The 25557-nt window shown below is 55.3% G+C and carries 25 protein-coding genes; 2 read left to right on the forward strand and 23 right to left on the reverse strand.

Features of this window, described 5'->3' with window-relative positions:
- Positions 1-218 precede the first annotated feature (218 nt).
- The 9 genes from lipB to OOJ60_RS00580 all read right to left on the reverse strand — a co-directional run bounded on the left by lipB (position 219) and on the right by OOJ60_RS00580 (position 8513).
- Positions 219-860 carry a lipoyl(octanoyl) transferase LipB gene (gene lipB / locus OOJ60_RS00540; RefSeq protein ID WP_042285513.1) on the reverse strand — a complete coding sequence of 214 codons (642 nt, stop codon included), beginning with the start codon at positions 858-860 and terminating at the stop codon, positions 219-221.
- Positions 861-957: 97 nt separating this feature from the next.
- Complete coding sequence (ybeD, locus tag OOJ60_RS00545; protein ID WP_004100153.1) at positions 958-1221, reverse strand: DUF493 family protein YbeD; 264 nt, start codon at positions 1219-1221, stop codon at positions 958-960.
- A 107-nt stretch (positions 1222-1328) separates the two neighbouring features.
- On the reverse strand, positions 1329-2540 hold the full coding sequence (gene dacA, locus OOJ60_RS00550; RefSeq protein ID WP_200033682.1) for a D-alanyl-D-alanine carboxypeptidase DacA: 1212 nt from the start codon (positions 2538-2540) through the stop codon (positions 1329-1331).
- A gap of 149 nt (positions 2541-2689) precedes the next feature.
- A complete protein-coding gene (rlpA, locus tag OOJ60_RS00555) occupies positions 2690-3796 on the reverse strand; it encodes an endolytic peptidoglycan transglycosylase RlpA (RefSeq protein WP_205611753.1) in 1107 nt (368 codons plus the stop codon).
- Positions 3797-3806: 10 nt separating this feature from the next.
- Positions 3807-4919 (reverse strand): peptidoglycan glycosyltransferase MrdB, encoded by a 1113-nt coding sequence (gene mrdB, locus OOJ60_RS00560; protein WP_042285504.1) that lies wholly within the window; start codon positions 4917-4919, stop codon positions 3807-3809.
- Positions 4920-4921: 2 nt separating this feature from the next.
- Positions 4922-6823 carry a peptidoglycan DD-transpeptidase MrdA gene (gene mrdA / locus OOJ60_RS00565; protein WP_042285501.1) on the reverse strand — a complete coding sequence of 634 codons (1902 nt, stop codon included), beginning with the start codon at positions 6821-6823 and terminating at the stop codon, positions 4922-4924.
- Positions 6824-6852: 29 nt separating this feature from the next.
- The gene (rlmH, locus tag OOJ60_RS00570) at positions 6853-7320 is read right to left on the reverse strand and encodes a 23S rRNA (pseudouridine(1915)-N(3))-methyltransferase RlmH (RefSeq protein WP_042285498.1); all 468 of its coding nucleotides are present in this window, start codon (positions 7318-7320) and stop codon (positions 6853-6855) included.
- 3 nt (positions 7321-7323) lie between these two features.
- A complete protein-coding gene (gene rsfS, locus OOJ60_RS00575; protein ID WP_012904988.1) occupies positions 7324-7641 on the reverse strand; it encodes a ribosome silencing factor in 318 nt (105 codons plus the stop codon).
- Positions 7642-7901: 260 nt separating this feature from the next.
- Entirely contained in the window at positions 7902-8513 is a 612-nt protein-coding gene (locus OOJ60_RS00580) for an adenosylcobalamin/alpha-ribazole phosphatase (protein ID WP_042285494.1), read from the reverse strand.
- A 96-nt stretch (positions 8514-8609) separates the two neighbouring features.
- Here OOJ60_RS00580 and cobD point away from each other — a divergent pair, with 96 nt between their 5' ends.
- Positions 8610-9695 carry a threonine-phosphate decarboxylase CobD gene (cobD, locus tag OOJ60_RS00585; RefSeq protein ID WP_205611754.1) on the forward strand — a complete coding sequence of 362 codons (1086 nt, stop codon included), beginning with the start codon at positions 8610-8612 and terminating at the stop codon, positions 9693-9695.
- Here the strand turns inward: cobD and nadD are convergent.
- From nadD to leuS, 4 genes are read right to left on the reverse strand one after another with little or no spacing between them, the layout of a single operon-like run.
- Positions 9670-10311, reverse strand: coding sequence for a nicotinate-nucleotide adenylyltransferase (gene nadD, locus OOJ60_RS00590; protein WP_082636759.1), 642 nt, complete (start codon positions 10309-10311; stop codon positions 9670-9672). The genes cobD and nadD overlap by 26 nt on opposite strands.
- Before the next feature lies 1 nt (position 10312).
- Entirely contained in the window at positions 10313-11344 is a 1032-nt protein-coding gene (holA, locus tag OOJ60_RS00595; RefSeq protein ID WP_060568909.1) for a DNA polymerase III subunit delta, read from the reverse strand.
- The gene (gene lptE, locus OOJ60_RS00600) at positions 11344-11934 is read right to left on the reverse strand and encodes an LPS assembly lipoprotein LptE (RefSeq protein ID WP_042285481.1); all 591 of its coding nucleotides are present in this window, start codon (positions 11932-11934) and stop codon (positions 11344-11346) included. Before lptE ends, holA begins: the two co-directional genes overlap by 1 nt.
- 14 nt (positions 11935-11948) lie before the next feature.
- Positions 11949-14531 (reverse strand): leucine--tRNA ligase, encoded by a 2583-nt coding sequence (leuS, locus tag OOJ60_RS00605; RefSeq protein ID WP_205611755.1) that lies wholly within the window; start codon positions 14529-14531, stop codon positions 11949-11951.
- Positions 14532-14744: 213 nt separating this feature from the next.
- Between leuS and OOJ60_RS00610 the strand changes: the two genes are divergently transcribed.
- Positions 14745-15227 (forward strand): zinc ribbon-containing protein, encoded by a 483-nt coding sequence (locus OOJ60_RS00610; protein ID WP_042285476.1) that lies wholly within the window; start codon positions 14745-14747, stop codon positions 15225-15227.
- A 39-nt stretch (positions 15228-15266) separates the two neighbouring features.
- Here the strand turns inward: OOJ60_RS00610 and rihA are convergent, their stop codons facing one another.
- The 10 genes from rihA to miaB form a co-directional block, all read right to left on the reverse strand.
- Complete coding sequence (gene rihA / locus OOJ60_RS00615) at positions 15267-16202, reverse strand: pyrimidine-specific ribonucleoside hydrolase RihA (RefSeq protein ID WP_181821791.1); 936 nt, start codon at positions 16200-16202, stop codon at positions 15267-15269.
- Between the two features lie 117 nt (positions 16203-16319).
- Positions 16320-17045 carry a glutamate/aspartate ABC transporter ATP-binding protein GltL gene (gene gltL, locus OOJ60_RS00620; RefSeq protein ID WP_205611756.1) on the reverse strand — a complete coding sequence of 242 codons (726 nt, stop codon included), beginning with the start codon at positions 17043-17045 and terminating at the stop codon, positions 16320-16322.
- Entirely contained in the window at positions 17045-17719 is a 675-nt protein-coding gene (gene gltK / locus OOJ60_RS00625) for a glutamate/aspartate ABC transporter permease GltK (protein WP_042285468.1), read from the reverse strand. The genes gltL and gltK overlap by 1 nt, the downstream gene beginning before the upstream one ends.
- Positions 17719-18459, reverse strand: a complete 741-nt coding sequence (gene gltJ, locus OOJ60_RS00630) for a glutamate/aspartate ABC transporter permease GltJ (protein ID WP_042285465.1) — start codon at positions 18457-18459, stop codon at positions 17719-17721. Before gltJ ends, gltK begins: the two co-directional genes overlap by 1 nt.
- Positions 18460-18621: 162 nt before the next feature.
- Complete coding sequence (locus OOJ60_RS00635; protein WP_042285462.1) at positions 18622-19530, reverse strand: amino acid ABC transporter substrate-binding protein; 909 nt, start codon at positions 19528-19530, stop codon at positions 18622-18624.
- Positions 19531-19894: 364 nt separating this feature from the next.
- A complete protein-coding gene (gene lnt, locus OOJ60_RS00640; protein ID WP_205611757.1) occupies positions 19895-21433 on the reverse strand; it encodes an apolipoprotein N-acyltransferase in 1539 nt (512 codons plus the stop codon).
- Positions 21434-21456: 23 nt separating this feature from the next.
- A complete protein-coding gene (corC, locus tag OOJ60_RS00645; protein WP_042285457.1) occupies positions 21457-22335 on the reverse strand; it encodes a CNNM family magnesium/cobalt transport protein CorC in 879 nt (292 codons plus the stop codon).
- A 118-nt stretch (positions 22336-22453) separates the two neighbouring features.
- A complete protein-coding gene (ybeY, locus tag OOJ60_RS00650) occupies positions 22454-22921 on the reverse strand; it encodes an rRNA maturation RNase YbeY (RefSeq protein WP_060568904.1) in 468 nt (155 codons plus the stop codon).
- Positions 22918-23964 carry a PhoH family protein gene (locus OOJ60_RS00655; RefSeq protein ID WP_042285455.1) on the reverse strand — a complete coding sequence of 349 codons (1047 nt, stop codon included), beginning with the start codon at positions 23962-23964 and terminating at the stop codon, positions 22918-22920. The genes ybeY and OOJ60_RS00655 overlap by 4 nt, the downstream gene beginning before the upstream one ends.
- Before the next feature lie 154 nt (positions 23965-24118).
- The gene (gene miaB, locus OOJ60_RS00660) at positions 24119-25543 is read right to left on the reverse strand and encodes a tRNA (N6-isopentenyl adenosine(37)-C2)-methylthiotransferase MiaB (RefSeq protein WP_042285454.1); all 1425 of its coding nucleotides are present in this window, start codon (positions 25541-25543) and stop codon (positions 24119-24121) included.
- Positions 25544-25557 lie beyond the last annotated feature (14 nt).

Genomic DNA, 25557 nt, shown 5'->3' on the forward strand with positions numbered 1-25557 from the left:
CTTACTCATCTTGCCATTGCGAAAAATGATTGCAAAAAGAATGACGATTGAATAATTAACGCGCGTCGATGAAAAATAGAATGACGACGAAACGAAATATTTCGTTAACGATTCAAACACAGAGATAATGAAAATATAGAAACCAGGCGGTTTTGTAAAGCCTTCAAGGGATCTGGATTAATGACCCAGCTAATTTGTGGGTCATTATTATCAATTGGTTAAGCAGTAATATATTCGTGAGGAGGATTATTTAGCAGGGCTAAAATATTTGCCAATAAACGTGGCCGAATATTTTCAGTGGTGGCTTGTTTATCCCACTGCGATATTTTTGTCATTTCCATTCCCGCATAACCACATGGGTTAATACGCAAAAATGGCGAAAGGTCCATATTTACGTTCAGCGCCAGGCCGTGGAACGAGCAGCCGCGGCGAATACGTAATCCGAGGGAGCAAATTTTCTTTTCGCCGACGTAGACACCTGGGGCATCGGCGCGGGGATGTGCGTCTATACCGACTTCCGCCAGCGTATTCACGACGGTTTGTTCCAGCAGGGTGACCAGTTCCCGGACGCCCAGCTTGCGGCGTTTGAGATTGAACAGGACGTACATCACCTGTTGGCCGGGGCCATGATAGGTCACTTGTCCACCGCGATCGCTTTGAATCACCGGGATATCGCCTGGCATCAGGACATGTTCCGCTTTTCCCGCCTGGCCCTGGGTAAAGACCGGGTGATGTTCTACCAGCCAGATTTCGTCGGCGGTGTGCTCATCGCGGGTGTCTGTAAATTCGTGCATGGCCTGGGAGACGGGCTCGTAGGGTTGAAGGCCGAGCTGGCGGACCAATATTTTATCCTGAGACAAAACAGCATCTCCGTAGAGAAAACAAAAGAGGGAAAAAGTATATCACAGCGAGAGAGGAGAGGGGTTACCCGGACAATGCCGGGTAACGTTAACAGATTTACAGCACCATACGGACGATCTCAATGTTGCCGAGCTCTTCGTACAGTGTTTCAACTTGTTCAATATGCGTGGCGTTGATGGTAATAGAAACCGAGTGGTAATTGCCTTTGCTGCTTGGTTTTACCGTCGGAGAGTAATCACCTGGCGCATGGCGCTGTACCACTTCAACCACCTGATCGACCAGCTCAGGTAACGCCTGCCCCATAACTTTGTAAGTAAAAGGCGTAGGGAATTCAAGCAGTTCGTTAAGTTTGGTTTTCATGTCAGCTCCGGCGTAACGTAAAAAAATGACAACTCCCGCGGCAAGGCGGGAGTTTTACTGATGCTTAGTATATGGGGATGGAAATCACACTTTCAAGTGTTCGATTTTTAACCAAACCAGTGATGGAACATTAATTTAATGTAATCAATGATTTTACCGAAGAAGTTGCCTTCCGGGATTTCCTGCAGCACAACCAGCGGACGTTGCTCAATGGTTTTGCCGTCGAGCTGGAAGTTAATGGTGCCGACCACCTGATTTTTCTGCAACGGCGCGTGGAGTTCCGCGTTGTTCAGAACATAGCTGGCCTTCAGATCTTTCATGCGTCCGCGCGGGATGGTCAGATACACATCTTTATCCACGCCTAAGGAGGCGCGATCGGTATCGCCAAACCAGGCGGGCTCAGAGGCGAACTCTTTACCGGCTTTCAGCGGGTTGACTGTTTCGAAGAAACGGAAGCCCCAGGTCAGTAGCTTTTTACTTTCGGTTTCACGACCTTTATAGGTGCGTCCCCCCATTACTGCGGAGATCAAACGCATCTGCCCTTCGGTCGCGGAGGCGACAAGGTTATAGCCCGCTTTTGCCGTATGTCCGGTTTTGATACCGTCCACATTCAGGCTGTTATCCCATAACAGACCGTTGCGGTTCAGCTGGCGAATGCCGTTAAAGGTGAACTCTTTTTCTTTGTACACCGAGTATTCGTTCGGCACATCGCGGATCAGCGCCTGGCCAATCAACGCCATGTCGCGAGCGGAGCTGTACTGACCTTCCGCATCCAGACCATGTACCGTCTGGAAGTGGGTGTTTTTCAGTCCCAGCGCGTTCACATAGCTGTTCATCAGACCTACAAACGCGTCCTGGCTCCCTGCGGCAAAATCCGCCATCGCCACGCAGGCGTCGTTACCGGACTGCAGGTTGATGCCGCGAATCAGCTGTGAGACCGGCACCTGCATTCCTGGCTTCAGGAACATCAGAGAAGAGCCTTTGAAGACCGGGTTACCGGTCGCCCAGGCATCGTTGCCAATCGTGACCAGATCGGTTTCTTTGAATTTTCCCGCTTTCATTGCCTGACCGATAACATAGCTGGTCATCATTTTGGTCAGACTGGCCGGATCGCGACGGGTGTCGGCATTTTGTTCAGCCAGCACCTTGCCGGAGTTGTAATCAATAAGGATGTAAGACTCCGCATCGATCTGCGGAACACCCGGGATCATGGTTTTAATATTCAGGTCATCGGCATGCGCGCCTGAGATAGCGGCTGTGAAGAGAGCCGTGGTGAGCGCCATGCGCTGCATGAAACGAGCGGAAAAAGTGGTCTTCATGGTCTGAACTACGACATCCGTGATGGAATTGAAAAAAGTGCCTTACTATAGCAAATGCACTACCGGCAGGCATCTGACTTTCCGGGTGACTTTTGTTAACGTTGTTAACGTCACTTACAGAAATTGACAAATCAGATGCCGCTTTTACGTTATTGCGCGCCGGTGATGAATGACTGCAGCTGGGCTTCGGATTGTAAACGCTGCTGTAGCGCGCTGGCTTCCGCTTTACTGGCGAAAGGACCGAGCTGAATTCGCCACACGGCGCCGTTCTGGGTCACGCGGCCAGGCACGTTAAACTGCTGTGCTAACCGCGTCTGATACTGTTGCGCGCGCCCCTGGTCGCTGACTGCCCCGACCTGAACAACATAATGACCGGATGCTGCAGCAGGCGCTGCGGCAGGTACCGTTGCAGTTGGCGCACTCACAGGAGCGGTTACCGGCGCGGCAGTGGTGGGTTGCGCAGCCGGTGTCGGTTCACTGCCTTCCAGAACGCCTGACGCTAAGGTCGTTGGCGCGCCGAGGAAACCGCTACTGTTTACCGGCGCGCCAGCGCTGTCTTCGCTTTTCAGCGTGGCGTTACTGATCGCGCGAACATCGCCCTGAGGCTGGATAGCCTGTGGTGCGGAGGAGGCGCTTCCCATGCCGCCGCTCAGGTCTGGCCGCGCGGGCAGGGCATAGGTTTGTTTTGCCACAGTGGTACACGCCATGCCGGGACCCGACAGGGAACCGTCCTGGGCGACCACGATCGGATCGATGCGCACTTTGGTGTTATTCGAGGTGTTCAGACGGTCGGCGGCGGCGCGCGACAGCGAAATCACCCGATCGTTGCCGTAAGGGCCACGATCGTTAATGCGTACGACGATCATCCGGCCATTGGCGAGGTTAGTAATTCGCGCATAGCCAGGGATCGGCAATGTAGGATGCGCAGCCGTCAGCTGCATCGGATCAAACATCTCGCCCGAAGCGGTGAGATTGCTGCCCGGTTCGGCATCGTAAGTCGCAGCAAGCCCGGCCTGACTGAAGCGCGACGGATCCTGCACAATCTTATAATGCTTACCGTCTCGCTGGTAATCCTGATTAGCGGTCGGGCTGAGCGGCTCGTAACGCGGCTCCGCTCCGCCGATCTCCACCACCGGTCCATTACATACCGCTGGCTGCGGCGCAACGATGGTCGCTTGCTGACCATCATCGCTCGTACATGCCGCGAGCAGCATAATTCCTGCTGCGACGCAGACTCCAGGCAACTGCTTACGCATTGCGCACCCCTTACACGCTTTTCGATAACATTTTTCTGTGGGTATGGATCGACATGACAATCCCGAACCCGGCCATCAGCACAATCAGCGCCGAGCCTCCGTAACTGACCAGTGGCAGCGGAACGCCTACAACAGGCAGAATACCACTCACCATACCAATATTAACGAAGACATAAACGAATAATATCAACATTAAACCACCGGCCATGACGCGACCAAAGGTGGTTTGCGCGTGGGCGGCAATCCACAGGCCACGCATGATCAGCAGGATGTACAGCGCCAGCAGGATAAGGATCCCCACCAGGCCCAGTTCTTCGGCCAGTACCGCGAAGATAAAGTCGGTATGACGTTCCGGAAGAAATTCCAGCTGCGACTGCGTCCCGTGCAGCCAGCCTTTACCGCTCAGGCCGCCTGAGCCAATCGCGATCTTAGACTGAATAATATGGTAGCCTGCGCCTAACGGATCGGTTTCCGGGTCGAGAAGCATCATGACGCGCTGGCGTTGATAATCATGCATCAGGAAGAACCAGAGGATCGGAATAAACGCGGCAAGCAGCAGCGCCGCCACGCCAATCAGACGCCAGCTCAGGCCCGAAAGGAACAGCACAAACAGGCCGGAAAGGGCGACCAGAATTGAGGTGCCCAGGTCAGGCTGCGCCGCCACCAGCAGGGTCGGCATAAAAATCAGCACCAGTGCAATGGCGGTATTCTTCAGCGATGGCGGGCAAACGTCGCGGTTGATAAAGCGCGCGACCATTAGCGGAACGGCGATCTTGGCGATTTCGGATGGCTGAAAGCGCACGATGCCGAGATCCAGCCAGCGCTGCGCCCCTTTTGATATTGCCCCGAAGGCATCGACCGCCACCAGCAATATGATGCAGACAATGTAAAGATAGGGCGCCCAGCCTTCATAAACGCGAGGCGGAATTTGCGCCATTACCACCATGATCACCAGACCAATGGCGATCTGCCCGACCTTACGCTCCATCATGCCAATATCCTGGCCGCTGGCGCTCCAGATCACCAGCGAGCTGTACACCAGCAGCGCCAGCAGAATCAGCAACATGGTGGGATCGATATGAATTTTATCCCAGAATGTTTTTTTGTTCGGATTATCCGTCATCGTTATTGATCCTCCGCCGCCGCAACCGCCGGGTTTTCAGCTGGCAGACTGGTGTTATTGTCACCCAACATAATGTGGTCAAGAATCTGACGCATAATTGTCCCCACCGCCGGGCCAGCGCCGCCGTTTTCGAGGATCATGGCGACCGCAACCTGTGGGTTATCATAAGGTGCGAAGGCCGTCATCAGCTTGTGATCGCGCAGGCGTTCGGCAATTTTATGCGCGTTATAGGTTTCGTTGGCTTTCAGGCCAAAGACCTGGGCCGTACCGGATTTGGCCGCGATTTTATACGGCGCGCTGGCAAAGTATTTATGCGCAGTACCGTTACCGCGGTTTGCCACGCCGTACATACCGTCTTTCGCCAGTTCCCAGTAACCAGAGTGAATGTCGCCAACCGGCGGTTCGTGGGGCTGTACCCACGGAACCTGCTTGCCGTTTTCGGAAGTGCTCATCAGCAGATGTGGCACTTTTACTACGCCGTCGTTAATCAGGATCATCAGCGCTTTGCTCATCTGTATCGGCGTGGCCGTCCAGTAACCTTGTCCGATACCCACCGGAATGGTATCGCCCTGATACCACGGCTTCTTAAAGCGCTTCATTTTCCATTCGCGGGTCGGCATGTTACCGGAGCGCTCTTCCGCGAGATCGATACCGGTATAGTGCCCGTAGCCAAATTTACCCATCCACTCGGACAGGCGGTCAATACCCATGTCATACGCGACCTGATAGAAGAAGGTATCGGCGGATTCTTCCAGCGATTTGGTGACGTTCAGATGTCCGTGGCCCCACTTTTTCCAGTCGCGGTAGCGTTTTTCAGACCCCGGCAACTGCCACCACCCCGGGTCGAACAGGCTGGTATTGCGGGTAATCACGCCTGCGCTTAACGCGGAGACGGCGACATACGGTTTTACCGTCGAGGCCGGTGGATAAACCCCTTGCGTGGCGCGGTTGACCAGCGGCGTGTTCGGATCGTTAAGCAAACCGGAATAGTCTTTACTGGAAATGCCGTCGACAAACAGGTTCGGGTCATAGCTGGGCATTGACACTAGCGACAGCACGCCGCCGGTGCGTGGGTCGGTCACGATCACCGCCGCGCGGCTGCCTGCGAGTAGCGTCTCAATATACTGCTGCAGTTTTAAATCTATGGTGAGGTGGATGTCGTGCCCGGCCTGCGGCGGCACTTCTTTAAGCTGGCGGATGACGCGGCCCCGGTTATTGACTTCAACTTCTTCGTAGCCGGTCTGGCCGTGAAGCACGTCTTCATAGTAGCGCTCAATGCCCAGCTTACCGATGTCATGGGTGGCGGCATAGTTCGCCAGCTTGCCGTCTTTATCCAGCCGTTCGACATCTTTATCATTGATCTTCGACACGTAGCCGATAACGTGAGTGAGTGCGGAGCCGTAAGGGTAGTAGCGGCGCTTATAGCCTTTCACTTCGACGCCAGGGAAACGGTACTGGTTTACAGCAAAACGCGCGACCTGCACTTCGGTCAGGTTGGTTTTCACGGGAATGGAGGTGAAACGGTGCGAACGGGCGCGTTCTTTCTTAAAGGCCGCGATATCGTCGTCGGTGAGATCCACGACGTTGCGCAGGGCGTCTAACGTTTGCTGCACGTTGTCTACCTTTTCCGGCATCATTTCGATCTGGTAAATCGTGCGGTTCAGGGCCAGCGGAATGCCGTTACGGTCGTATATAATGCCGCGGCTGGGGGCAATGGGCACCAGCTTGATGCGGTTTTCATTTGAGCGGGTCTGGTAGTCGGTATACCGGACGATTTGCAGATTGTACAGGTTGGCGATAAGCACGCCGGTGAGCAGCAATATACCCAAAAAGGCGACCAGCGCCCGGCGCACAAACAGCGCGGACTCAGCCGTATAGTCGCGAAAAGAATTCTGTAGTTTCATCCGCTGCGTAGTCTACTCAAGCTCAACGATCACTCACGGTGATAGGGGTGATTAGTGGTAATGCTCCATGCCCGATACAGGCTCTCGGCGACCAACACCCGAACCAGCGGGTGGGGAAGGGTCAGCGCGGAGAGCGACCAGCTTTGTTCCGCCGCTGCTTTACAGGCGGGAGAGAGGCCCTCCGGCCCGCCGATGAGCAAGCTGACGTCACGCCCGTCCAGCTTCCAGCGTTCCAGTTCCGTTGCCAGCTGCGGCGTGTCCCAGGGTTTACCCGGAATATCCAGGGTGACGATGCGGTTTTTGCCTGCGGCGGCCAGCATCAGTTCACCCTCTTTGTCGAGAATACGCTTAATATCCGCGTTCTTGCCGCGTTTGCCCGCTGGAATTTCGATAAGCTCAAAAGGCATATCTTTTGGAAAACGCCGCAGGTACTCGGTAAAACCGGTTTGTACCCAGTCGGGCATTTTCGTGCCTACCGCGACAAGTTGAAGCTTCACGCATTAACTCCAGAGTTTTTCCAGTTCATACAGGCGACGGCTTTCTTCCTGCATCACGTGGACAATCACTTCACCCAGGTCAACGACGATCCAGTCGGCAACGCTTTCGCCTTCCACGCCCAGCGGCAGCATGCCCGCCGCGCGGGATTCCTGCACAACGTGATCGGCGATAGACATCACATGGCGGCTGGAGGTGCCGGTACAGATAATCATACAGTCAGTGATGCTGGATTTGCCCTGAACGTCTAAGGCGATGATGTCCTGACCTTTAAGGTCATCAATTTTGTCGATAACAAAATCCTGGAGTGCTTTACCCTGCAAGTTTTCCTCCTGGGGCATGAATGCATAAAACAAATAAGTCTGTCAGTATACCTGAACCCACACGGGTACGGGACAAATGTCACCGGCTCAGGTGCGGAAAGTGGGCTATCATCCCACCCCATGCAACAGAATGCATCGCCATTTTTGTAAAACAATTTCTGCAAAGGGCTGAAGGGCGGGAAAAGTCTGGCAGCGGAGAATAGCAGCCTGTCAGGGGGTGTCAATGGTCGAAGCGTGTCTGGCGCTAAAAAACAGACCTTTCATTCTCCCGGCTGCCATACCGCTCTGCTGTTCAGTACCCGCAGTGTGGCAAAATCGTCGTGGAAATCAATGGCGCTCCAGCAGCCTTGCTCAACGCGAAAGCGCCACATGGCGGTCGCGGGCATAGAAAGCAGCTTTGCAATCAGCAGGCTAAGTACGCCCTGATGGCTGACCATCAGCACATGTGTATGATGCTGGTAGTCGGCAAGCTGGCTTATCAGCCGATCCACCCGGCCTGAAAACGCCTGAAATCCTTCACCGTTGGTGGGGATCGCATTTTGCCAGTCGTTGCACCACGCCGCGTAATTGCTCGCATCTTCTTCGCAAAGATCCCGGTGATGGCGCATTTCCCAGTCGCCGAAAAACATTTCATTCAGCTCGGGGCGGGTCAGGAGAGGAAGATCTCGCCCGGCTAAGACTAAGCGCGCCGTATGCTGCGCCCGCTCCAGCTCGCTGCACAGTACCTGCTCAAAGGGAACCTGCTTGAGCAGTGTGTTCAGCGTCTGCGCTTGAGTAATACCTCGCGCCGTCAGCGGCGTGGGAGCATGGCCGCTGTACAGACCGGCTACATTGGCTTCGGTTTCACCATGACGAACTAACCAGAGTCGCATTTTTTCCTCGTGAACGTATTCGCGCAAAACATGATATTGGCCCTGATTGCGCGCGCTGTTTTCTTTAAAATAACGTTTTTTGCCAGGAGCGGCACGATGTCTCTGTTTTCAAGCGCACACGGCGGGAATACCCGCGAGGCCGCCGAGCTACTCGGTATTTCAGCCGATCGGCTGCTGGATTTTAGCGCGAATATTAACCCGCTGGGTATGCCGGCGTCGGTAAAACGCGCCATCGTCGACAATCTTCATCTTGCCGAGCGCTATCCGGACGTTGAGTACCGCCATCTTCATCAGGCGCTGGCGAAACATCATCAGATCCCCGCATCCTGGATCCTGGCGGCAAACGGCGAGACGGAGGCGATTTTCGCGTTGGTGGACGGCCTTAAACCGCGACGGGCGATGATTGTCACGCCCGGCTTTGCCGAATACGGTCGCGCCTTACGCCGCGGCGAATGCCAGATTGACCTGTTTGCCCTGCGTGAGGCGGACGGCTGGCAGCTCACCGACGCTATCCTTGGCGCGCTACGCGCTGAGCATGACTGCCTGTTTCTCTGTACGCCTAATAATCCTACCGGCCTGCTGCCGGAGCGGTCGCTGCTCGAGGCCATTGCGCGACGCTGTAAGGCGCTGAATATCGCACTGATTCTGGATGAAGCCTTTCTCGATTTCATCCCCGACGAGCCGGGGTTTATTCCCACCTTGCAGGCTAACCCGCATATCTGGGTGCTGCGTTCGCTGACCAAGTTTTATGCTATTCCGGGGCTGCGTCTGGGGTATCTGGTCAACAGCGACGAGCAGGCGGTCGCCAGAGTACGCGCCCGGCAGATGCCCTGGTCGATCAATACGTTTGCGGCGCTTGCCGGAGAACATCTGCTGGATGACATCGCCTGGCAGCGGGCGACCTGGCAGTGGCTGAAAGAGGAAGGGGAACGCGTTTATCAGCAGTTGAGCGCGCTGCCGGGTTTGAGCGTCTATCCTGGCCGGGCAAATTATCTGCTGCTGAAATGCGAAAGGGATCTGCAGCGCGCGCTCCTCGAACGGCATATTTTGATCCGTAGCTGCGCCAATTATCCAGGGCTTGATGCGCGTTATTTTCGGGTGGCGATACGCAGTAGCGGAGAAAACGACCGTCTGCTGGCGGCGTTAGCGGATGTGCTTAACGATACAAACCGTGCAGATTAATATAGTCCAATACTGCTTTCGGCATCAGGTCGTCGCAGGATTCGCCGTTTTCCAGACGCTCGCGAATAAGGGTGGCGGAGACATTAAACCACGGTGTTTCGGCAAGATAGATTTTGCCCGCGGGCAGCCGGTGCAGATCGTCCGGAGTATGCGTCAGATGCTTTTCCAGCCAGCGCTGATGCTGCTCCTGCGCCATCTCCAGTGGGTAACCTGGACGGCGGCAGACGATCAGATGGGTGTTATCAAGGATGGTTTCGTAGTCATGCCACGTGGGAAAGGTTAGCAGTGAATCCTGGCCGATGATAAACGCCAGCGGCGCATCCGGACCTTGCTCCTCTCGCCATTCTTTCAGCGTTTGCGCGGTATAAGAAGGCGTATCGCGCAGCAGCTCACGCTCATCAAGGGTGAACAGCGGTTTATCGGCTATGGCCAGCTCGAGCATCGTTTTCCGCTGGGCGCTGGTGGCCTCCGGTTGTGGACGATGCGGGGGAACATTGTTCGGCATCACAATCACCCGTGACAGGCCAATCAGGTTGGCCAGGGTTTCCACGGGCTTGAGGTGACCATAATGCACCGGATCAAAGGTGCCGCCAAAAAGTGCCTGTAACGATTTCATATCAACCATCAATAAAAACGTCTGCCAGCGCCTTATGGCAAATCAGCAGCGAAAGACCTTCGAGTTCCGCCCAGACTGACTGGCCATAATCCTGCTTCAGCGTTATTTCTGTACGTGTCAGTAGCTGCACCGCCTGGCGCAGTTGCGTCAGACTTAGTCGGTTCAGGGCTTCGCTCGTCATGGCACGGCGGTTTTGCCAGACGCGGTGTTTATCAAACAGCGCGCGCAGGGGCGTATGGGCGGCCTGGCGCTTGAGGTTGACCAGCAGTAAAAGTTCACGCTGCAGGGTGCGCAATAAAATGACCGGCTCGCTGCCTTCCAGGCGTAATTGCTGAAGAATATGCAGTGCGCGTTTGCTCTTGCCCATCACCAGCGCATCGACCCAATGAAACGGGGTAAAGTGCGCGGCATCGTTCACCGCCTGTTCGACACGGGGTAGCGTGAGTTTTCCGTCCGGCCACAGCAATGACAGACGTTCCAGCGCCTGTGCCAGCGCCAGCAGGTTGCCTTCATAGCAATAGCACAGCAGCTGATTTGCCGCGTCATCCAGTTGCAGATTCTTTTGTTTTGCCCGGGCGGCCACCCAGCGCGGAAGCTGAGCCTGCTCCGGCGTCTGGCAACTGACCTGCACGCTCCGATCGGCCAGCGCGCTGAGCCACGCGGCATTTTCCTGGGCTTTTGTGAGCTTATTACCGCGCACCAAAAGCAGGAGATCGTCATGCAGTAACTGCGTAAGGTGGGCCAACTGCTCGTTGATGGCGGCGTTTGGACCGTTTTCCGGCAGCAACAGCAACAGCGTCTGTCGACTGGCGAACAGACTCATCGCCTGACACTGTGAAAACAGCGCATTCCAGTCGGTGCTGTTGTCGAGCGAAAAGGTATGGTGTTCTTCGAACCCCTGCGCTACCGCTGCCTGACGAATGGCGTCCTGGCTTTCCTGCAACAAAAGAGGGTCGTTACCGAGTAATAAATACGCCGCGCGCAGCCCTTCGGAGAGCTGCGCGCGGAGTTGTTCAGGGTACAACCGAATCATCAGTTACCCAGCGTGGTTGAAACGCGTGAGGAAGAAGCCGCAGGTGTGACCACGGTATTTTCAGTTTTTTCTTCTTCCTGAACCGAGCGGACATCAGCGATTTTTACGCTGGACAGCTTACGAATCAGCTGTTCAGCCGCTTTGTCATACATTTCGTTGATGATCATCTGCTGTTCGTTATCCTTCGCCAGCGCCATCTGCGGGTTGTCGAAGAATGAACGGTACACTTTGGTGTTGATCGGGTAAATACCGTGTTCCGGGATCAGCACCGAGGCGTTAACGTTCATGACCATCTGATACTCAGCCGTCTGACCGTCCTGGAAGACCGACGCCGTATCCTGAGAAATACTGACGGCGCCCAGACGTAACGATGGGACATCTTTACGCATTGAGCCTTTTTCCAGCAGCTCAACATCGTTCAGGCGCAACTGATTACGCACCGCACGACTCAGTGGGCCGTTAGGATCACCGGAGTCGAGGATCATGGTTTTCATGGTGTCCGGAACCTGCGTAGTGCTACGCAGATGCCAGCCACACCCGGCGGTGGTTAACACCGCCAGAGATAACAACACTGTTGCCAGATATCGCACGCTTCCTCCCGCGCTTAGCCAACGACCAGATTGAGAAGTTTACCCGGTACGTAAATCACTTTACGCACGGTCACGCCCTCAAGATATTTTGCGACCAGATGTTCCTGACCCGCACGTTCACGAACCTGTTCTTCGGTCGCATCCACCGGAACGGTGATTTTGCCACGCACTTTGCCGTTGACCTGCACCACGACGAGGGTGGAGTCTTCAACCATCGCGGCGTCGTCAGCCACCGGCCACGGCGCATTGTCGATATCGCCTTCGCCTTTCAGCGACTGCCACAACGTAAAGCAGACGTGCGGAGTGAACGGGTTAAGCATACGCACAACCGCCAACAGCGCTTCCTGCATCAGGGCGCGGTCCTGTTCGTCTTCCTGCGGCGCTTTCGCCAGCTTATTCATCAGTTCCATGATCGCGGCGATAGCGGTGTTGAAGGTCTGACGACGACCAATATCATCGGTCACTTTGGCGATCGTTTTGTGTACGTCGCGACGCAATGCTTTTTGATCTTCACTCAGCGCGGCAACGTTCAGCGGCGCAGCGTCGCCACGTGAAGTATGCTCGTAAACCAGTTTCCAGACGCGTTTCAGGAAGCGGTTTGCCCCTTCAACGCCGGATTCCTGCCATTCGAGGGTCATATCCGCCGGGGAGGCGAACATCATGAACAGACGTACGGTGTCGGCGCCGTAACGCTCAACCATCACCTGCGGGTCGATACCGTTGTTTTTCGACTTCGACATTTTGCTCATGCCGGTGTACACCAGTTCATGGCCTGCCGCGTCTTTCGCTTTCACGATACGGCCTTTCTCGTCACGCTCAACAATGGCATCTACCGGAGAAACCCAGTTACGCTCGCCGTTTTCGCCGACATAATAGAACGCATCCGCCAGCACCATGCCCTGACACAGCAACTGTTTCGCCGGTTCGTCAGAGTTCACCATGCCCGCGTCGCGCATCAGCTTATGGAAGAAGCGGAAGTAGAGCAGATGCATGATGGCGTGTTCAATACCGCCGATGTAAATATCCACAGGCAGCCAGTAGTTGGCGGCTTTGGAATCCAGCATGCCTTCCTGATACTGCGGGCAGGTGTAGCGCGCGTAATACCAGGAGGACTCCATAAAGGTGTCGAAGGTGTCGGTTTCACGCAGCGCCGGCTGATCGTTAACGGTGGTTTTCGCCCACTGAGGATCGGCTTTGATCGGGCTGGTGATACCGTCCATGACCACGTCTTCCGGCAGGATCACCGGCAGTTGATCTTCCGGGGTTGGCATGACGGTGCCGTCTTCCAGGGTGACCATTGGGATCGGCGCGCCCCAGTAGCGCTGACGGGAAACGCCCCAGTCGCGCAGACGGTAGTTCACTTTGCGCTCGCCCACGCCTTTCGCCGCCAGTTTGTCGGCAATCGCGTTGAAGGCGTCTTCAAAGGCCAGACCGTCGAATTCGCCGGAGTTAAACAGCACGCCTTTTTCGGTCAGCGCCTGTTCGGACAGATCCGGTTCGGAACCGTCGGCGGCAAGAATGACGGGTTTGATGGTTAAACCGTATTTGGTGGCAAATTCGTAGTCGCGCTGATCGTGACCCGGAACCGCCATGACCGCGCCGGTGCCGTATTCCATCAGCACGAAGTTCGCCGCCCAGACCGGGATCGCTTCGCCGGTTAACGGATGTACCGCTTTAAAGCCGGTATCGACGCCTTTCTTCTCCATGGTCGCCATGTCGGCTTCCGCGACTTTGGTATTGCGGCATTCGTCGATAAAGGCAGCCAGTTCCGGGTTGTTCGCCGCGGCTTTCTGCGCCAGCGGGTGACCGGCGGCAACGGCCAGGTAAGTGGCACCCATAAAGGTATCCGGGCGGGTGGTGTAAACGGTCAGCGTATCTTCATAACCGGTCACATCAAAGGTGATTTCCACGCCTTCAGAACGGCCAATCCAGTTGCGCTGCATCGTTTTGACGGTGTCAGGCCAGTGATCGAGCTTGTCCAGATCGTTCAGCAGTTCGTCCGCATAAGCGGTAATTTTGATAAACCACTGCGGGATCTCTTTACGCTCAACTTTGGTGTCGCAGCGCCAGCAGCAGCCGTCGATCACCTGTTCGTTAGCGAGCACGGTCTGATCGTTCGGGCACCAGTTCACCGCAGAGGTCTTTTTGTAAACCAGACCTTTTTTATACAGCTCGGTAAAGAATTTCTGTTCCCAGCGATAGTATTCCGGGGTGCAGGTCGCCAGTTCACGGCTCCAGTCGTAACCGAAGCCCAGCATTTTAAGCTGGTTTTTCATATAGGCGATGTTGTCGTAAGTCCACGGCGCCGGCGCGGTGTTGTTTTTCACCGCTGCGCCTTCCGCAGGCAGGCCGAAAGCGTCCCAACCGATAGGCTGCAACACGTTTTTGCCGAGCATGCGCTGGTAACGGGCGATCACGTCACCGATGGTGTAGTTACGCACGTGGCCCATGTGTAGTCGGCCAGAAGGATAGGGAAGCATAGACAGGCAGTAATACTTCTCTTTGCTCTCGTCTTCGGTTACTTCAAATGTGCGCTTCTCATCCCAGTGAAGCTGTACTTTGGATTCTATCTCTTCCGGGCGGTATTGCTCTTGCATGGCAGCCAGTGGTCCTGTTTTCAATACAGCTACAAACGTAGCTTTAGAGGTGGTGTTTTAGATCCGCATAGCATAGCCCAAACGCCCGCGTCAAAACAGTCTTTCGCAGGGTTAATCCGCGCATTGATTTACTCACTCTGCGGGCGATCTTACAAAGCAGTGTGCAAATAACGTCTATTATTATAGACAGTTAACGACCCAGGAGGCGAAACGATGAACAAGGTTGCTCAATATTACCGTGAACTGGTGGCGTCATTAAGCGAACGCCTGCGTAACGGCGAACGCGATATCGACCTGCTGGTGGAACAGGCGCGGCAGCGGGTATTGCAGGCAGGGGAGTTAACGCGAACCGAGGCGGACGAACTGATCCGCGCGGTCAGACGCGACCTGGAAGAGTTCGCCATGAGCTACGAAGAAAGCCTCGAGGAGGAGTCCGACAGCGTCTTTATGCGGGTAATTAAAGAGAGCTTGTGGCAGGAACTGGCGGATATTACCGACAAAACACAGCTGGAATGGCGTGAGGTGTTCCAGGATCTCAGCCATCACGGGGTTTATCACAGCGGCGAGGTGGTGGGGTTAGGCAACCTGGTGTGTGAAAAATGCCATTTCCATTTAGCCGTGTATACGCCAGACGTACTGCCGCTGTGTCCAAAATGCGGTCACGATCAGTTTCAGCGCAGACCGTTCGAGCCGTGATTCGCACTGCCGGATGGCGGTGTCGCCATCCGGCAAACATTACGCGTAAGCCGTCAGGCGTTCAGCCAGAAGATCCACAAACCCTTCGCGATCGACATCCACCATCACGGTGGCGTTCGGTCTATTGCCCGTCAGGAAATAGTAATCCACGACCGTCATTCCCTGCGTGTACTTACCCTGCGTTTCGACGCCGACCCAGCGCTCCACGGTGGTAAACAGCTCCGGCTTCAGCAGCCAGGCGATGGTACAGGGGTCATGCAGCGGCGCGCCGGTGAATCCCCATTTTTCATCTTTATGATACTCGAGGAAGAAATCGAGTAGTTCAGCGACGATGGTCGCGATCGGGTTGCCGATGGCGCGAAAACGTTCGGTATCATCAGCATGGATCTGCGCTTTGTGCGTGACGTCCAGTCCCGCCATCACGACCGGAATGCCCGACTGGAAGACGATTTCCGCCGCTTCCGGGTCGACAAAAATATTAAACTCGGCGGCGGGCGTCCAGTTACCCAGCGCCATCGCGCCGCCCATGATCACTATTCGCGCAATGTTGGCGTGCAGCTCCGGGTGGCTATTCAGTAATAGCGCAACGTTAGTCTGCGGACCGGTCGAGACGATGGTGACCGGTTGTGGACTCTCGCGCAGGGTTTTCGCCATTAACTCGACGGCGGTGCAGGGCTGCGGCGCAAAAGCCGGTTCCGGCAGCGCCGGACCGTCCAGCCCGCTTTCGCCATGAACGTTATCGGCGATGATCAGCTCGCGCATTAATGGCTTCACCGCCCCGCCCGCGACCGGAATATCGGTACGCTTCAACAACGTCAGCATACGCAGCACGTTACGCAGCGTTTTCTCTGGCGTCTGGTTGCCGGCGGAGGCGGTAATGGCTTTAACATCAAGTTCTGGTGAGGCGAGGGCGAGAACCATTGCGATAGCGTCGTCATGACCCGGATCGCAATCAAACAAAATCGGAAGTGCCATTGTTGCTCCTTGTAAGCGCTACTTTTGCGGCAAGGGTAACGCCGGGCTGAAAAGGATTCGAGGAGCGAAACAAGAAAGCGTGAGATGGCGCGCACTCTGCCGTGCGCGCCGTCAGGATCAATGCAGGATTTTCGCAAGGAAGTCTTTTGCGCGTTCGGATTGCGGGTTAGCGAAGAACGCTTCTTTTGGCGAGTCTTCGACAATTTTCCCTTCGTCCATAAAAATCACCCGGTTCGCCACTTTACGCGCAAAGCCCATTTCGTGCGTGACCACCATCATGGTCATCCCTTCGTTGGCCAGCTCAACCATGACGTCCAGTACTTCGTTGATCATCTCCGGGTCGAGTGCCGACGTGGGTTCGTCAAACAGCATCGCGATCGGATCCATGCACAGCGCGCGGGCAATCGCCACACGCTGCTGTTGGCCGCCGGAAAGCTGCGCCGGAAACTTGTTGGCGTGGGCGGCAAGGCCGACGCGCTCCAGCAGTTTCTGCGCTTTTTCACGGGCAGGGGCTTTATCGCGCTTAAGCACTTTGACCTGCGCCAGCGTCAGGTTTTCGATGATCGACAGATGTGGAAACAACTCAAAGTGCTGGAACACCATGCCGACGCGCGAGCGCAGCTTCGCCAGATCCGTTTTCTTGTCGTTGACCATAATACCGTTGACGGTAATTTCGCCTTTTTGCACGGGTTCCAGGCCGTTAACGGTTTTAATCAGCGTTGACTTACCGGAACCCGAGGGACCGCAAACCACCACCACTTCGCCTTTTTTTACTTCCGTGGAGCAGTCGGTCAACACCTGAAAGTGACCATACCATTTCGAAACATTTTTCAGGGTAATCATTAAACTGTCCTTTTCTTCAAATAGCTGACCAACAACGACGCGCTCAGGCTGATAACAAAGTAGACGGCGCCAGCAAACAGGATCATTTCAACCTGCGTGCCGTCACGCTCGCCAATCGTGGACGCGGTGCGGAAGAAGTCCGCAAGGCTTAAAACGTAAACAAGGGAGGTGTCCTGGAACAGGACAATACCCTGCGTGAGCAGCAGCGGTACCATCGCGCGAAACGCCTGCGGCAGAATGATGAGCTTCATCGACTGCCAGTGGGTCATCCCCAGCGCCAGCGCAGCGCTTGACTGTCCGCGGGAAATACTCTGGATACCGGCGCGGATAATCTCGGAGTAATACGCCGCTTCGAACATCGAAAAAGCCACCATCGCCGAGATCAGACGGATATCGGTTTTCGGCGACAGGCCCAGCACATCCTGCAGTAGCCCCGGCACAATCAGGTAGAACCACAGCAGTACCATCACCAGCGGGATGGAGCGGAAAACGTTAACGTAGGCTTTGGCAAACCAGGCGATCGGCGCAAAGCTTGAGAGGCGCATTACCGCGAGCAGCGTGCCCCAGACAATCCCCACGACCACCGCTGTCAGGGTGATTTTCAGCGTAATCAGCAGGCCGTCCAGCAGATACGGCAGGGAAGGGACAATGGAACTCCAGTCAAATTCGTACATTATTTGCCTCCCATATTGCCAGGCAGGCGGACTTTCCGTTCCACCAGGTTCATCACCAGCATGATGAAGGCATTAATTAATACGTATGCCAGGGTAATGGCGGTAAAGGATTCCCAGGCGTGGGCGGAGTAATCGAGCAGCTTGCCCGCCTGCGCCGCCATATCGACCAGACCGATGGTGGAGGCGATGGCCGAGTTTTTCACCAGGTTCATCATCTCTGAGGTCATCGGCGGTACGATCACCCGGTAAGCGTTAGGCAGCAGCACGTAACGATACGCCTGCGGCAGCGTCAGTCCCATGGCCAGCGCCGCATTCTTTTGCCCGCGCGGCAGCGACTGTATTGCCGCGCGTACCTGCTCACAAACGCGGGCGGCGGTAAACAGCCCCAGACAGATCATTGACGACAGGAAGAACTGAATGTTGGGATCCAGTTCTGCCTTAAACCACATGCCGAGATCTTCCGGCAGCAGTTCCGGCACGACCAGATACCAGGTAAAGAACTGCACGATCAGCGGAACGTTACGGAACAGTTCCACGTAAAGCGTGCCGATACCGGAAAGAAAACGGTTTGGCACAGTGCGAAGAATGCCGAATAACGAGCCGACGAGAAAAGCAATGATCCAGGCGGTGATGGATAACGCCACGGTGACCTGAAAGCCACTCCAGAGCCAGCCGAGATAGGTGGTGTTGCCGAAGGGGGCTTCCTGTAAAAAAATACCCCAGTTCCAGTCTATTGACATACATCTACTCCGAAAAAAAAGGGTAGCAGCGCTACCCTCGAAGATTGTTGATCAGCGTGTTTCGGTTTTCAGGCCTGATGGGGAACGACCATCAGGCGTATAGTCTGTCCGTGCTGACCAGCAATCGAGAGGGCAAGGAGATCTCGCCCTATTTCATTGTTGTTAGTTAAGTGCTTTGTCGTTTGGCTCTTTGAACAGGGCCTTCATTTCGTCAGAGAGTTCGAAATTCATGTTCAGGTTCTTGGGCGGGATAGGGTTTTTAAACCATTTATCAAACCATTTTGCCGCTTCGCCAGAGGTTTGCGCCTGGGCGATGGTCTCATCCATCAATTTTTTGAAATCCGGATCGTTTTTACGCAGCATGCAGCCGTAAGCCTCTTCGGACTGCGCTTTGCCGACGATTTCCCAGTTGTCCGGTTTTTTCGCCTTCGCGCGTTCGCCCGCCAGCAGGGCATCATCCATCATGAACGCGACTGCGCGACCGCTTTCCAGCGTGCGGAAGGAGTCACCGTGGTCTTTGGCGCTGATGATGCGCATATTCATTTTTTGCTCGTCGTTCAGCTTGTGCAGCAGAATCTCCGAGGTGGTACCGGAAGTCACCACCACCGCTTTGCCCTTCAGATCCGGGAAGTCTTTAATGTCGCCGCCTTTTTTCGCCAGCAAGCGGGTACCGACGACAAAGATGGTGTTAGAGAATGCGGCCTGCTTCTGGCGCTCAACGTTGTTGGTGGTAGAGCCGCACTCAAAATCGAAAGTGCCGTTTTGCAGCAGCGGAATACGGTTCTGGGAGGTAATCGGAATCAGCTTCACCTGCAGGTCAGGCTTATTCAGCTTCTTCTTCACCGCTTCAACGATGGCGTTGGAGTAGTCCTGAGAATAACCCACCACTTTCTGCTGATTGTCATAATACGAGAACGGTACGGATGACTCACGGTGACCCACGACAATGACGCCGTTTTTGGCGATCTTGTCCAGCGTGCTGCCCGCAGCAGGCGCGGCGTCTTCCGCGTGCGCCACACCGGCAGACAGCCCCATAACCAGCATTGCTGTGGCTAGCTTACGTAATTGCATATCCAACTCCTTTATCGTCTGCGCCATCGGCGCATTGATACCCATTGTGATGTTGTTATCGTCTGCAACTTGCGCGTGCAGTGTTGTACCTGTTTGTTAACATTTAGTTTGGCTGAATGTAAAGATATTGCTGCGTTATTGTTTATTTTTGCGAAGTGCGCCGCACCATCCGGAGGCAAAAATCTTTCATTGCACTGTTTCGGTGCTACCGATGAACCGCGTTGGTGCGTCCCGGTTGCACGTTGGGCTTAAAACAGGTTTGCCTTGTATTACAAAGCAATAGACGTGCCAGAATGGAATAGCAGGAGAAAGGAAACGCCGGAGACGGGCCAGGGCCGCCATCCGGCGAGATTACGCGGGAGGGTTACTTCCGGCGTTGACGCAAGCCCATTAGCAGTGCGCCAAAACCAAACAGGGCGGTTATCGCCCACAGCGGCCAGTTGCCGGTACGGGCATACGGCGTTAAGCCTGTGGTCGGCGTCACGGTGGTGGTCAGCACCTGACGCGTAAACTGAGGGATCATCGCCTGGACATCGCCCTGCGGGCCAATTACCGCGGTTATCCCGTTATTGGTGCTACGCAGCAGCGGTCTTGCCAGCTCCAGCGAACGCATCCGCGCCATCTGGAAGTGCTGCCACGGGCCAATCGACTTGCCGAACCATGCGTCGTTAGAGATGGTCAGCAGGTAGTCGGTGTCCGGACGGAAGTTATCCCGCACCTGTTCGCCCAGAATGATCTCGTAGCAAATGGCCGCCGTCAGGGCAAAGCCATGGGCGTGCAGCTGCGGCTGGATATACGGACCGCGGCTGAATGAGGACATCGGCAGATCAAAAAAGGGCGCTAACGGACGCAGGATCGACTCCAGCGGCACAAACTCGCCAAACGGCACGAGGTGGTTTTTGTTGTAGCGATTGCCTGAGTCGTAGCTGTAAGGATTGTCTTTACCCAGCGTAATAATCGTGTTGTAGGTGTCGTAACGGTTCTGCTTGTTCAGGCGCGCGTCAACGATGCCGGTAATGAGCGTACTGTTTTTTGAACGTAACAAATCGTCCATCATGCCGAGGAAGCGCTGCTGGTTAATTTCCAGATCCGGAATTGCGGATTCCGGCCAGATGATCAGCTGCGATTTCCCCATCAGCGGTTGGGTGGCATCAAGGTAGATTTTCAGCGTATTGATCAGTTGGCTTTCGTCCCACTTCAGCGACTGCGGGATATCCCCCTGCACCAGAGAAACCTGGGTCGCCCTTTCGGGTTCCGGCGTATACCACTGGATGTATCGCAGCGGGAAAGGCAGCGCAAACAGTATCGCCGCCACCGCCAGCGGACGCCAGTTTCGGCTGACGAGGGCCAGCACCAGCAGGCCGCTCGTCATCATCAGTATAAAATTGATCGCCTCGACGCCCATTACCGGCGCCAGCCCCTTCAGCGGGCCGTCAATCTGGCTGTAGCCAAACTGCAGCCACGGGAAGCCGGTCAGAACCCAGCCGCGCAGGAACTCGGTGATTTGCCAGACCACTGGCGCGGCAATCGCCACGCGCAGCCAGCGGGTTTCCGGCCACAGGCGCGCCAGGATCCCGGCAAACAGGCCGGTATACAAAGAAAGGTAAGCGGCGAGCAGCACCACGAGAAAGACGTTGACCGGACCAGGCATCCCGCCAAACTGCGCGATGCTGACGTACACCCAGTTGATACCGGTGCCGAACAACCCCAGTCCCCAGAAGTAGCCGACAGCGGCGGACTGGAGCGGACGTCGGTTTAAGGTTAACGCCTGCAGGCCCATAAGCGAAATTATCGCCGCGGGCCAGATGTCATACGGAGAAAATGCCAGCGTCCCGCTGGCCCCGAATAATAACGCCAGCAGCAGGCGAATGCGCTGGCGTTCAAGTAAAGAGGCAAATGCCATTGAGTTCTTCTTCCCGTTCGGTTTTATTCGTCCAGTTTTGGCTGGGGGGAGTCATCCGGAATTCTGACATGAACCTGAATAATACGGCGGCTGTCGGCCATGGCCACTTTGAACTGGTAACCATCAATGTCAATGGTTTCACCGCGGGCGGGCAGGTGACCAAACGCCTGCATCACCAGGCCGCCGATGGTATCGACCTCTTCATCGCTAAAGTGGGTGCCGAAAGCTTCATTAAAATCTTCAATCGGCGCAAGCGCGCGGACGGTCCAGGTGTGGCGGCTGAGTTGGCGGAAGTCGATATCGTCTTCTTCGTCATACTCGTCTTCGATTTCACCCACGATCAGTTCAAGGATGTCTTCAATGGTCACCAGACCAGAGACGCCGCCGAACTCGTCGATGACGATAGCCATATGATAACGCTGTGAGCGGAACTCCTTGAGCATCCGGTCAACGCGTTTGCTCTCCGGGACGACAACGGCCTGGCGTAACACTTTTTCCATGCTGAAGGCTTCGGCGTCGCTGCGCATAAAAGGCAGCAAATCCTTCGCCATCAGAATCCCTTCAATGTGATCTTTGTCTTCGCTGATCACCGGAAAACGCGAGTGGGCGGACTCGATAATGACATCGAGGCATTCGTCCAGCGTCTGGTTGCGTTTCAGGGTAATCATCTGGGAGCGGGGGATCATGATGTCGCGAACGCGCTGGTCCGCAATATCCATTACCCCTTCGAGCATGTCGCGCGTATCTTCATCGATCAGCTCGTTTTGCCCGGAATCACGGATCAGCGCCAGCAGTTCATCACGGTTTTTCGGTTCACCGTGGAAAAGTTGGCTCAGTAACAGGGAGAAAAATCCCTTCTTGTTGCTTAACGTGTCACTACTGTGTGAATTGTCGTCGCTCATGGCGTCGTATGGGTTCTCATGTTAGTTAATCGAACGCGCGTCAGGCGTAAACTCAGCCGCTGACGGCATTTATCGCCTGATGGCGCTACGCGTCTCAGGCCTGCAAAATGAAGGAGTGCTACTCCTTCTCGGCAATGTACGGATCCTCATAGCCCAGAGCAAGCATAATCTCTGTTTCGAGGGCTTCCATTTCCTCGGCCTCATCGTCTTCGATGTGGTCGTAGCCGAGTAAATGCAAACTGCCGTGTACCACCATATGCGCCCAATGGGCTTCCAGCGGCTTGCCCTGTTCCTGCGCTTCCTGTTCAACCACCTGACGGCAGATAACCAGATCGCCCAGCAACGGCATCTCAATACCCGGCGGCGCGTCAAACGGAAAGGAGAGCACGTTGGTCGGCTTATCTTTTCCCCGGTAGGTCAGGTTGAGATCGTGGCTTTCCGCGGTATCGACCAGGCGAATCGTCACTTCTGATTCTTCCTGAAACTGCGGGATTACCGCATTCAGCCATGTCTGAAACTGGACTTCGTCCGGCAGGCCCGCGTTGTTTTCACACGCCAGCTGTAAATCAAGGATCACCGGATTCATTTCTGCTCTTGCTCCTGCGCTTCACGCTTGCGTTCCGCCGCCAGTTCGGCTTTGCGTTTTTGTTCCGCTTCTTCCCAGGCCTCATAAGCGTTCACGATGCGCGCGACCACCGGATGGCGCACTACGTCTTCGCTGTGGAAGAAGTTGAAGCTGATCTCTTCGACGTTCGCCAACACTTCAATCGCGTGACGCAGCCCGGACTTCGTGTTGCGCGGCAGGTCAATCTGCGTGATATCGCCGGTGATCACCGCTTTTGAGTTAAAGCCGATACGGGTCAGGAACATCTTCATCTGTTCGATGGTGGTGTTCTGGCTTTCATCAAGAATAATGAACGCGTCATTCAGGGTGCGCCCGCGCATATAGGCCAGCGGCGCGACTTCGATCACGTTGCGCTCGATCAGCTTTTCCACTTTCTCAAAGCCGAGCATTTCAAACAGCGCGTCATACAGCGGGCGCAGATACGGATCGACCTTCTGACTGAGATCGCCCGGCAGGAAGCCGAGTTTCTCACCCGCTTCAACCGCTGGGCGGGTCAACAGAATGCGACGAATTTCCTGACGTTCCAGCGCATCGACCGCCGCCGCGACCGCCAGATAGGTTTTACCGGTACCCGCCGGCCCGACGCCGAAGGTGATATCGTGGTCGAGAATATTGGCGATGTACTGCGCCTGGTTCGGCGTGCGCGGTTTAATGACGCCGCGTTTGGTTTTAATGTTCACCGCTTTGCCGTATTCCGGCACGCTTTCGGCGCTCTGCTCAAGCACGCGCGCCTCTTTAATGGCGAGATGAATCTGTTCCGGTTCGATGTCCTGAATCTGGCCGCGCATCGGCGCGGTATCAACATACAGACTGCGCAAAATATCTGCCGCAGCGGTAACGCAAATTGGGCGACCGGTCAGTTTAAAGTGGTTGTCACGGCGGTTAATCTCGATGCCGAGACGGCGTTCCAGCTGTTTGATGTTGTCGTCAAACGGGCCGCAAAGGCTCAGCAGGCGGGCATTGTCTGCGGGCTCAAGGGTAATTTCGCGAGTGTCTGTGTTCAAACTGTTCCTCTTATGCATAGGTAGCCGGAAGATGAACGTTCACCGGCTGATAAGGAAATTATTCACGCCAGTGGATAAAGGCGCAAGCATTGCAGTAGAAATGGGGGCGGCGAGAAGAATTACAAGGCCCGCCAGCGTAGCGGGCCTGAAGGCGTTAAGGCTGGTAGAACCCGACGCCAATATCGTTTTCCTTACGGGTGCGGGCAATGACCGATTCCGGCGTTTCAGCGATACGCAGGCCCATTTCGTCTTCGGTACGTACCACTTTACCGCGCAGGGAGTTGGTCCAGACGTCGGTGATTTCCACATCGACAAACTTACCGATCATATCCGGCGTGCCTTCAAAGTTGACCACGCGGTTATTTTCAGTACGACCGGACAGTTCCATGATGCTCTTACGCGACGTGCCTTCGACCAGAATGCGCTGAACGGTGCCGAGCATACGGCGGCTCCAGGCCATTGCCTGCTGGTTAATGCGATCCTGAAGAATATACAGTCGTTGCTTTTTCTCTTCTTCCGGCACGTCATCCACCATGTCGGCTGCCGGCGTACCCGGACGCGCAGAGAAGATAAAGCTGTAGCTCATGTCAAAATTGACGTCGGCAATCAGTTTCATGGTCTGCTCGAAATCCTGAGTGGTTTCCCCCGGGAAGCCGACGATAAAATCGGAGCTGATTTGAATATCCGGGCGCGCCGCGCGCAGTTTACGGATAATCGCTTTGTATTCCAGCGCCGTGTGGGTGCGTCCCATCAGGTTAAGTACGCGATCCGCGCCGCTCTGCACCGGCAGGTGCAGGAAGCTCACCAGTTCCGGCGTATCACGGTAAACCTCAATGATGTCGTCGGTAAACTCGATCGGATGGCTGGTCGTAAAACGAATGCGATCGATACCGTCGATGGCGGCGACCAGACGCAGCAGGTCGGCGAAAGATCCGGTGGTGCCGTCGTAGTTCTCACCGCGCCAGGCGTTAACGTTCTGACCGAGCAGGTTCACTTCACGCACGCCCTGAGCCGCCAGTTGGGCAATTTCGAACAGGATGTCATCGCACGGACGGCTGACCTCTTCACCACGGGTGTACGGCACCACGCAGTAGGTACAATATTTGTTGCAGCCTTCCATAATAGAAACGAAAGCGGTCGGCCCTTCCGCGCGCGGTTCCGGCAGACGGTCAAATTTCTCGATTTCCGGGAAGCTGATGTCCACCACCGGGCTGCGATCGCCACGAACGGAGTTGATCATCTCCGGCAGACGGTGCAGCGTCTGCGGGCCAAAAATAATGTCGACATAGTGAGCGCGTTGACGGATATGTTCGCCTTCCTGAGACGCTACGCAGCCGCCGACGCCGATAATCAGATCGGGGTTTTTCTCTTTCAGCAGCTTCCAGCGGCCTAACTGGTGGAAGACTTTTTCCTGAGCCTTCTCGCGGATAGAGCAGGTATTCAGCAGCAGCACATCCGCTTCTTCCGCCACGTCGGTCAGTTGATACCCGTGAGTGGCATCCAGCAGATCGGCCATCTTCGATGAATCGTATTCGTTCATCTGACAGCCCCAGGTTTTAATATGGAGTTTTTTGGTCATCGACTTGCTCTTGC

Origin of the sequence: Citrobacter sp. R4 (assembly GCF_026719175.1) — a bacterium.
GTDB lineage: Bacteria > Pseudomonadota > Gammaproteobacteria > Enterobacterales > Enterobacteriaceae > Citrobacter_A > Citrobacter_A sedlakii.